This is a genomic window from Spirosoma spitsbergense DSM 19989 (assembly GCF_000374085.1).
Lineage (GTDB): Bacteria > Bacteroidota > Bacteroidia > Cytophagales > Spirosomataceae > Spirosoma > Spirosoma spitsbergense.
On record NZ_KB893605.1, the window covers coordinates 19,829 to 29,347 of the forward strand.

The 9,519-nt window shown below is 49.0% G+C and carries 6 protein-coding genes; 4 read left to right on the top strand and 2 right to left on the bottom strand.

All coding sequences use genetic code 11. The features are described 5' to 3' along the window. Positions 1-66: 66 nt before the first annotated feature. A complete protein-coding gene (locus B157_RS0131440; protein ID WP_020607274.1) occupies positions 67-4,746 on the bottom strand; it encodes a translocation/assembly module TamB domain-containing protein in 4,680 nt (1,559 codons plus the stop codon). Between the two features lie 133 nt (positions 4,747-4,879). Between B157_RS0131440 and tsaD the strand changes: the two genes are divergently transcribed. The 4 genes from tsaD (at position 4,880) to B157_RS36410 (ending at position 9,327) form a co-directional block, all read left to right on the top strand. Then, positions 4,880-5,878, top strand: a complete 999-nt coding sequence (gene tsaD / locus B157_RS0131445; protein WP_020607275.1) for a tRNA (adenosine(37)-N6)-threonylcarbamoyltransferase complex transferase subunit TsaD — start codon at positions 4,880-4,882, stop codon at positions 5,876-5,878. Positions 5,879-6,001: 123 nt separating this feature from the next. Further along, the gene (locus B157_RS0131450; protein ID WP_020607276.1) at positions 6,002-6,877 is read left to right on the top strand and encodes an MOSC domain-containing protein; all 876 of its coding nucleotides are present in this window, start codon (positions 6,002-6,004) and stop codon (positions 6,875-6,877) included. Between the two features lie 75 nt (positions 6,878-6,952). Beyond that, positions 6,953-7,795: a hypothetical protein gene (locus tag B157_RS0131455; protein ID WP_020607277.1), complete on the top strand. Its 843-nt coding sequence runs from the start codon at positions 6,953-6,955 to the stop codon at positions 7,793-7,795. A 98-nt stretch (positions 7,796-7,893) separates the two neighbouring features. After that, positions 7,894-9,327 carry a type I restriction enzyme HsdR N-terminal domain-containing protein gene (locus B157_RS36410; RefSeq protein WP_020607278.1) on the top strand — a complete coding sequence of 478 codons (1,434 nt, stop codon included), beginning with the start codon at positions 7,894-7,896 and terminating at the stop codon, positions 9,325-9,327. Positions 9,328-9,392: 65 nt separating this feature from the next. Here the strand turns inward: B157_RS36410 and B157_RS40665 are convergent, their stop codons facing one another. Then, positions 9,393-9,509: a transposase gene (locus B157_RS40665; RefSeq protein WP_425423219.1), complete on the bottom strand. Its 117-nt coding sequence runs from the start codon at positions 9,507-9,509 to the stop codon at positions 9,393-9,395. Between the last annotated feature and the right edge of the window lie 10 nt (positions 9,510-9,519).

Below are 9,519 nucleotides of genomic sequence, written 5' to 3' on the forward strand. Positions count from 1 at the left end.
AATAAAAAAGTAATTTTTACCCTTTGCCCGTTTTATTTCTGAGACAGAAAGTGGGGAATTAACGTGTCAGAACGCTCCGCGTGCCGAACTGCTGGCAGTCGATACCGGTTCCGAACCGGGCGTTGGGTTCGCGTCCTCTGGTTTGGGAGCCACACCCGGCACTGGGCGTTTGGTACTGAAAATATGATTGAAAGAGCGCGTATACAGTAAACTAACCCCACCGCCGGTGGTAATGGTGCTGGTCAGGTTATACTGACTTAAAATACTTTGCTGGTTACGGTTGTACACCTTGGCCCGCAAACGGCCATCGGGCGTCAGGAAATATTCCAAGGTCCACTCACCGAGTAAACTGGCAGCATTATACTGGCTTTGCCCATAGGTGAATCCGCCGTCGCGGCTGATACGCAGCCGGTCATTCAGTAGTCGGTACGAAAACCGCAACTGTAGGTTGTTGAGCAGGTTTTCATTTTGCGTACCACTGGTAAACCCACCGAAGGACACGCCGACGTCCAGATTCTCGTTCAGGTTGGATGCCAGGCGGCTAATCTGGTTAGAGATAAGTTCGCTAACGCTATTGGCCACTCCGGTGTTCACCTGCCCCTGGTCGAACAGGCTGCTACCTTCCGATAGCAACTGGTTGAACAACAGGACACTACTCACCTGCCGGGTAAGTTCCTGATCGTTACTCTGAATGCGCGAAGCAAACGCGGTTACCGCCTGCCGGAAATCGGATGTAGACGGATAATCTTTAATATCCAGATTATAGTTGATGGTAGGCGTGCTCAGATCCCCGGTCAGTTTGATAACCAGATCGACGGGATACCGGCGCGTTTGATCGGCAGTGGCTTTCTGGTTAATCAATAGGGGAGCCAGCGACGTGTATTGCGTATAAGCAGCCGTTACGTCCAGCAAGGCTCCGTATGGGTCGCCGGTCCAGGTAATACGGCTGTTGGGCCGAATCTGAAAGCGCTTGTTGATAATATTCTGAAACGTAAAGGTGTAATCTCCCTTCTGGATTTCGTAATTACCCGTCATGGAAAAATCGCCCCGGGTATCCACTTTCATGGCAATAAGCCCCTGCCCGTACGCTTTGATGATATCGCCCGTCTGTCGGTCCAGTTGAATTTCGCAGTAGGCATCGGGCGTAATATCGAAGTTGAAGTCCATCTGAATCCGCGACAGGTCGATGTCCCCCGCAGACGTACCCGATTTGCTGGCCGTTTGACTAGTCACGCCATCCGTTGCGGCACGGCTCAGGTTGACAAACCGAATCTGCTCATCGTCGGCTACCGTAGTGGCCCCGTCCAGTGGAATATAAATTCGGGTGCCTTTATTGCTGGATACATTAGCGCGGATTGTCAGATTATCCGTTGGGCCATTCAATTCTGCTTTTCCCGTTATAACGGCCTGACCATAGAATGCGTCGTTGTCTTTAGCCGCCGTATTCATGATTCTGAAGTTCTTGAAATCAGCATCGAAAGCCAGGTTGACATCGCGGAATCCATTGTGGAATACGCCCCCTCTGAGCTGGGCGGTATTGCCCTGCGGATCACGCAGCGTTAGCTGCCGGGTAATTATCTCGTTTTCACCGAAATAAATTTTATCGTCAAAAGCAAAATCTGCCTTCAGGTAGTCGAACTGACCACGGCCACCCTGAATGGCTATTTCGCCTTTCAGCACCGGAGCCGCCGGTTTACCCGTTATGTCGATTACACCGTTGGCGGTACCACCCAGGTTAGAAAAAAGCCCGGTCGTAAAGGGTTCCAGTAAACTCAGGTCGGCATTATTTACACTGGCTTTCACGGCCAGGGGATTCGCTTTTAACTGGGGCGTGTACGTACCCGCAAGGGTAACCACATCGGTACCTTTCTGATTAACAAGGGCGTTCACATTGAGTCGCTGGGTTTGCTGATCCCAGACACCCTGTCCGCTAACGTCCCCGAGTAGTATCTTCTCATACGATAGCGCATTAACCGTTATCGAACTTTCTACGATGGGGGTATCATACAGGTTTCTAACCGTCAGTGAACCGTTTAAGGTACCACCCAGATTGGTATTCAGTACCGAATTAAGCGACGATAGCAGGAAATTATGCGATTCTACCGCAAGGCGTTCTACCGAGTCCGGCGAGATAATACCCGACGCCTGAATGAGTTGATTTTCGTTCAGCAACGACAGATTGCGAATCGTATACGTGTTGCCCACTTTCCGGATCAGACTTTCGGGGCTGAGCGTCCAGTCGCCGTCCAGCACCCGTACGTTCGATTTTCGGAAGGTAAGGTCGATAGCATCTCCTTTAAACTGTAGTTCGCCGTTCAGTTCGGCGTGATTCGTGTACAGACCGCTACTATCAGCCTGATCAACGTCACTCGTAAAATCAATATGATCCACCGCCCACGACGCTTCTACCTGAAGATTCCGGGTGGGTAGTAAGGCACTGAACAGCTGCCGCTTCGAGGAAATAACAGCCGAAGCGAGTACATCTTTGGTGGTAGTAAACTTAGAGGTCGTCAGGTCAAGATCACTGGGACCAAAGCCGATGGTGCCAAATTTTACCGAATCTGTTTTAACGGTAGCCGTCAGAAAGGCCGTGTTGCTTTCCGTGAAACGACCTTCGAGCCGGGTGGCAGGCGCTACATAGGCCGAGGCTCCCAGGAAATCCATCAACGGAATACTATTCTTGGTAATGATCTGGTAATCGATACCGTAGCGCAGCGGCTGGGCAACTTTTCCGGCTCCGTAATCCAGCCAGCGCTGTTTCTGCGCATAGTAAGCTTTCATGCCAGCCGCATCACCCATGAAATAAAGCTGGTACTCATGCGCTAGCTGAGTCAGGTCATCGATGGTGCGTTTGGGTTCAAAATTGCCTTGCAGGCGGGTAGTCAGAAAGTCGGAATCGAGGTAGAAGTATCGCTGCGTGGCGATAGAATCGACCTGTTGCCGAGCCTGTCTCTCGACGGATGAGGTTAGAGTAAGCCTGTCTATAGGCAGGTCCCTGCCGTTCAGGCTCAGGGTGGCGTTGCTAAAGGCGGCACTCCCCACAATATCATCCAGCGCACTACCCTCCAGCTGAACGTCTAAATTTGTTTTAACCGTTAGTGAATCAGGCATATAGCCCAACGCCCGCAGGTCGGCGTGTTTCAGGATTCCGCTCAGGTCGTAGCGTTTTTTAGGGCCGCTCAGGTTAAATTCCCCATCGAGGTCAAAGGCCAGATTCGGGTCGTTGATGTGGAGTTGCCCCTGAAAAACGGCTTTTTGCAGATTGCCGCGTGCCGCCACATTTCGGTAACTATAGTGCTGCCAGCCAAATCGGTTAAACGTACCGTCGAAGTCGATGACAGCCTTCTCCAGACTGGTACCTTTTCCGGTTATTTTCCCTTCGCCATTCAGCTTACCGAATTGTTCGGGTTGATTTAGTAGCTGGCCCAGGTCCAGATTATCGGCTTTCAGATTGGCCGCATACGTGGTCTGATCCGCCTTATCCGATAGGTTCAACCTCAGGTCGCCGGTTACGGTGCCGATGGCCGTTTGAACCGTTCCTTTTGTTTTAAAATCATCGAACGAACCCACAAAGGTGGCGGCAAAAGCAGCAGTACCTAGTTTCTGGATGGTTCCGTTGAAGGATGAATCGGGATAGTACTGCCGAATATCGGCCATGTTGACAACCGAAGGCGTAAACGCAAAATTGACCGTCGTCTTATCCATATCGGGCAACCCCTTCCAGGCAATGTCACCCGCCAGCCGACTGCGGCCATTGGCACCGAACCGAAGGTCGGTACTCCGAAGCCGGAAATCATTGACCGTTCCGCTGAAATTACTCGTGAGCAGCCAGGTTTCGTGCAGCCCGCGCAGGTACTCCGAAAAATAGCCTAAGTCGGACGACTGCACTTTACTGTTTCGGAACTGGGCTTTTATGCGTACCCGGCTGTTGAAATCGCCAAAGGCCGAGGGTTTATCGTAATAAAAAGTCAGTTCATTCCGGATAATGGAGTTGCCAATATGGGCGTAAAGTCCGCCCAGTTCCATTTTGGTGTTGCAGTACAAAAAGCGCGTGTCCAGTTTGCGGATTTTTATTCGGGAATCGCGATCAATGCCCGATAGCCCTTTGGCATCGAACGCAATGGTATCGCCCAATACCATAAAATCACTCACATCGGCCGTTAGGTGCTGGAGCGTGAAGTGGTTATGATCGAAGCTTTCCCGGTCGTTCATAAACGGCTCACGGGGGTCTTCGAGCGTGTAGGCCCCATCCACCAGATGAATACGGCCAACGGTAAACGGAACGTTTTGATTCGGAACGCCCGGATGGAGCGGGTCCGTTGTCAGTTCCTCAATGCGGGCAATAAAGTCGTCGAGGTTGGTGTCGCCATTTTTAGGATTTTTAATCATCCTGACATCGGGCTTGTAGAGCACAATCTCATCCAGATGAATATTATGCGCCGACGAATCAATCAGATAACGCAGGTTATAATCGGCATCGAGCCGCCCGACCGTAATCATTGGCCGGCCCTGATAATCTTTAATCGTAAGTTGTTTGAGGGTGAGCGAGTCGAACCATTTGATCGAAACGCCCTGAATGTCAACGGGGAATTTTAGTTTTTCCGAAAGCCACTCGGCTCCTTTTTTCGCCAGTTGTGTTTGTACGGCCGGGATCTGGAGGCCCAATAAAATCGCCAACGCCAACGTCAGTACCGTGATGCACAGGTAGAGCAGTGTTTTAAGGAGTATGGCAAAAAACTGACGCATCCGGGGTGGAAATGCCTAAGGTACAACGAATAATAGAAATAGAATACCGCTTAGACTACTAACTGAGTGAACGGTTTAGCGGCAACTTCCATTGTTTAATCTCAGAGAAATCATTATCCATTAATTTTGTGATGTGAATATTCTAGCCATTGAATCGTCCTGCGATGAAACATCGGCGGCTGTTTTGGCCAATGGCCATATGCTGTCGAACGTAATTGCTACCCAGTTAATTCACGAACAGTACGGGGGAGTTGTGCCCGAATTAGCCTCGAGAGCCCATCAGCAACATATTTTACCCGTAGTTGAACGTGCGTTAGCCGACGCAAATTTACCCAAAAATGCGTTATCGGCCATTGCCTTTACCCGAGGCCCCGGTTTGCTGGGATCGCTGCTGGTAGGGGCTTCTTTTGCGAAAGCACTGGCCCTGGGGCTGAATATCCCGCTCATTGAGGTGAACCACATGCAGGCGCATGTACTGGCCCATTTCATTGAAGACCCAAAGCCCGTTTTCCCCTTTTTATGCCTGACCGTGAGTGGCGGCCATACGCAGCTTGTGCGCGTCGATAGCCCGTTGACCATGACCATTATTGGTCAGACGATGGACGACGCCGTGGGCGAAGCCTTTGATAAATCGGCTAAACTGCTGGGCCTGCCCTACCCCGGCGGGCCGCTGATTGATAAGTATGCAAAAGAGGGTGATCCATTGAAATTCCGTTTCCCGATGGGGGAAATGCCTAACCTGGATTTTTCGTTCAGCGGCATCAAAACGGCCATTCTTTATTTCCTGCGCGATAACAAAAAGATTAATCCTGATTTTGTCAGTCAGAACCTGCCGGATATTTGCGCGAGCATTCAGCATACCCTGATTCAGATGTTGTTGACGAAACTGAAGCGGGCCGCCCGCGAAACGGGGATTCGCGACATTGCGATTGCCGGGGGCGTATCGGCCAACAGTGGCCTGCGAACCGCATTGACCCAACTGGGTGCCGCACAGGGATGGAGCATCTATATTCCCTCCTTCGACTATTGCACCGACAATGCCGCGATGATTGCGATGGCCGCTCAGTTTAAATATGAACAGGGTGATTTTACCGATCAAACCATAAGTCCACTACCCAGAATGAGTTTTTAACCGAATCGCAGACGTTATAAGTTATACTAGTCATAACGGGGCCGCCCATGCGGTCAAACATGACTGAATTACTACTGCTTTACGTCAGCCACTTCCGATTCTACGACTTCTACGACGCTTACTATGACCATTTCTGAATTATACATCTATCCCATTAAGTCGCTGAGCGGTATGGCCGTATCGGAGGCCATTGTAGAAGAAAAAGGCTTCCGGCACGACCGACGGTTTATGCTCGTTTCTCCCCCCCGGAACGATGGTCCCTGGGAGTTCATGACGCAGCGAACCAATCACCAGATGGCCTTACTTGACGTCGCTATTCGGGGTCAAAAACTGCACGTCTGGCATCGGCATCGTCCTGATGATGTGCTGGAACTACCCCTGACGGTAGCGCCAGTTTCATCAACCGAAACCATGCTGGTTAGTATCTGGGATAGTAAAGATGTACCAGCGGTGTCCGTTAGTGCCGAAGCCGATCAATGGTTCACGAACGCGCTGGGAAAATCTTGCCGCCTGGTTTTCATGCCCGAAACGACCCACCGGGCGGTTGATCCGAAATACGCACGGGCGGATGATACAGTCAGCTTTGCCGATGGGTATCCATACCTGTTTATTGGTCAGGCTTCACTCGATGCGCTTAACCAACGTCTGCCTGAGCCGTTTTCCATGCGTCGGTTCCGGCCAAACGTGGTGGTTGCGGGCGGTTTACCCAACGAGGAAGATGCCTGGGCTGAGTTCTCCATTGGCGACCTGCATTTTTACGGCGTCAAACCCTGCGCCCGCTGCGTGCTGACAACCATCGACCCGGAAACGGGCGAGTCGGGAAAGGAGCCGCTTAAAACGCTGACTACCTACCGAAAGTGGAAAACGAAAATTCTGTTTGGTCAGAATGCACTGGTCAAAACATCGGGTACTACCCCGTTGGGCATACTACGCGTTGGGCAACCTATCGAGGTAAAAAGCCGTCAGGAGCCCTGGCTGGCACCACCCGTACCGGTTTGACTGACCTACTTTCTTTAGGCAAGCCCACGATTGAATATCCAGGCAGATTTTACACACAGTTACCTATCACAGCCTTTGCTCACTTACATCCGTACTATTTACTACCTAAGTTTTCCCGTCGTGATCGGGGCCATTCTATCGAACCGAATGGTTATCCGGCTATCCGGCGTTGATCCTGTTCACTGGGCTACATCACTGATGCTGGCGCTGGTTGTGTTTATCATCTATACCATAGACCGATTACTGGATGTCAGGAAATACGCAGCTGATGGTACAAGACAACGCTTAACAGCACGGCATCGGTTTCATTATCAATACGCTCCTTTGCTATGGCGGCTGGTGGCTGGAGCCGCTGTTTTGGCGTTGATCTTACTCTTTTTTTTACCACCCAGTGTAATCAAATTCGGACTTATACTGGGCGGTATCTGTGTCGCTTACGTAGGAGCCGTTTTTCAGCTTCCGGCGCGTCATCCGGCGTTATTGCTGAAAGAGCCATTGGTAGCGGCCCTCTACGCAACGGGCGTATGGGGTAGTGTATGGGTGCAACGTCCGGTTATCACCTATGTTGATCTGACGGAATACGGGATGTTTGTAGGCATTGCTTTTCAGAACCTGCTCCTGTTTGCGGTGATGGAACAACTCGAAACTCCCGATCAATCCATGTTTTCGCTGGCTACGCAGTGGGGTAGCGAACGCTGCGATACGATACTGCGCTGGCTTACCTTCACGATTGTGGCGGCTGGACTGGTCCTTTGCTTTCTGGCTAAAGACCGGTTTGCCCAACGGTCGGCACTGGTGCTGGTCCTGATGAGCATTGCTCTGTATGGTATTCAGCGGTACCCCGCTTATTTCCTCAAAAATGAACGGTACCGGTGGCTGGGCGACGGCGTTTTCTGGATGCCGGGGCTGGTATTGTAGAGTAAAACAAATTGGAAGTTATTGACCAGAAGAGGCTTTAGATTGGCAAAAGGTCTACGAAAAAAATCAGCTATTGAATCCACCAAAAAACGACGATTATGCCCCTTAACAAAAAGTACTGGAACCTATGGAAGCAGTCAGAGGAGGGAAAAGCAGCTATCAAGTTGTTTGAAGAAGCAGGAGATGGAAAAACTATAGTAGAGTTGTTTGAAGAATACCCTACTGCTTTTGATGCAATTGAAGCCGCAGAGTATGTATATAATCTTCTTGATTTTACCACAAAGCCAATTCTACCTGAAGAACTGCCAGATGATCAGGCAGAAGATTTCTTTGGAAAGATCGCAGATGAGGGCATCACAATGACCTTTGAAGATAGAGAAGAAGAAATTAGAGATACGTCAGATATGCTTTTCGAAATTCCAGTAATTTCAACTTGGCTGTATCTATCATACCCTGATCTATACAAACCCTACTTTTTCCAAAATCAGTTTTATCTGCTAACTCGAATTGCTGAATCGTTTGATATTAAATTACCATCTGTTCCACTAAAAAGCAAGAAAATAGAGAGACTAAAGTATTACGCTGACATTTGTAAATCATTCTCAGATTTCCAGGCTAAACACGGCATGACAGCGGCTGAGTTTTGTGGCTTTCTTTACGATTTCGCTCCAAATGATATAAAACAAAACAATCCAGTAATTCAGGAAGTACTGCCAGAGCCAACCCAGGTTTGGATGATTGGTGCTAACAAAGCGGGCGGAGATTTTGAATTTTTGGATAACTTCTCTAATGATGACACTCACTTCTGGCAAGGAAATGAAGATACGAAGAAGGGCGATATACTGGTAATGTATTGCCTGGCTCCTTACAGTTGCATTCATTCAATTTGGCGGGCTACTACCGATGGGATTACCGACCCCTTCTTTCATTGGTATGGTAGCGTTTATATTGGTGAAGGCCAGAAAATTACACCAATTACGCTCAACGAGTTAAAGAGCGACCACTACTTTAGTCAACATGCATTAGTCCGTAAGAACTTACAGGGTGTAAACGGATATCCGCTTACCTCGGAAGCTTACTTACAGTTACAAAAAATGATTGTTAACAATGGAGGAGAAGTCGCTCATTTACCAAAACTTTATGGTTATCAATTCGATAAGAATAAAAGTCTGAATAGCGAGGAAGAAGTGAATGTTTATTTGGTTGAGCCTTTATTCATCAAGCTTGGTTACACTCCGAACGATTGGAAAAAAGAAAGTCGTGTCAGTATGGGCAGAGGAGAAGGCAAATCTGCTGATTATGCTTTTCCAATGAAAGGTGATAAAAACGGTGAGAACGTTTCCATGTTGGTTGAAAGTAAAAAGCATATAAACACTAAGCGGGACATGGATGATGCATTCCGACAGGTTAAGTCATATGGAAAGCGTTTATTAGCGAAGGTTTTAGTTATTGCTGATAAAGACTTTATATGGATTTACCAGCGGCAGAAAGATTATGACTTTGATAGTACTCAGTACGTAAAAAAGGCTTGATATGAACTTGAAGACCCCGACAATTTCAATCTATTAAAGAAATGGTACTCTGACAATTCTTGTGGTCAGATGGCTTGGGCTAGTACTCTGAGCCGAAGATGAGCGAAATTTGGTAGCCCATAACTGATCCGTTTGACATACCGAATCACATTATTGAGTCCCTCGGTAACGGCATTGGTCAACTGCTCATGC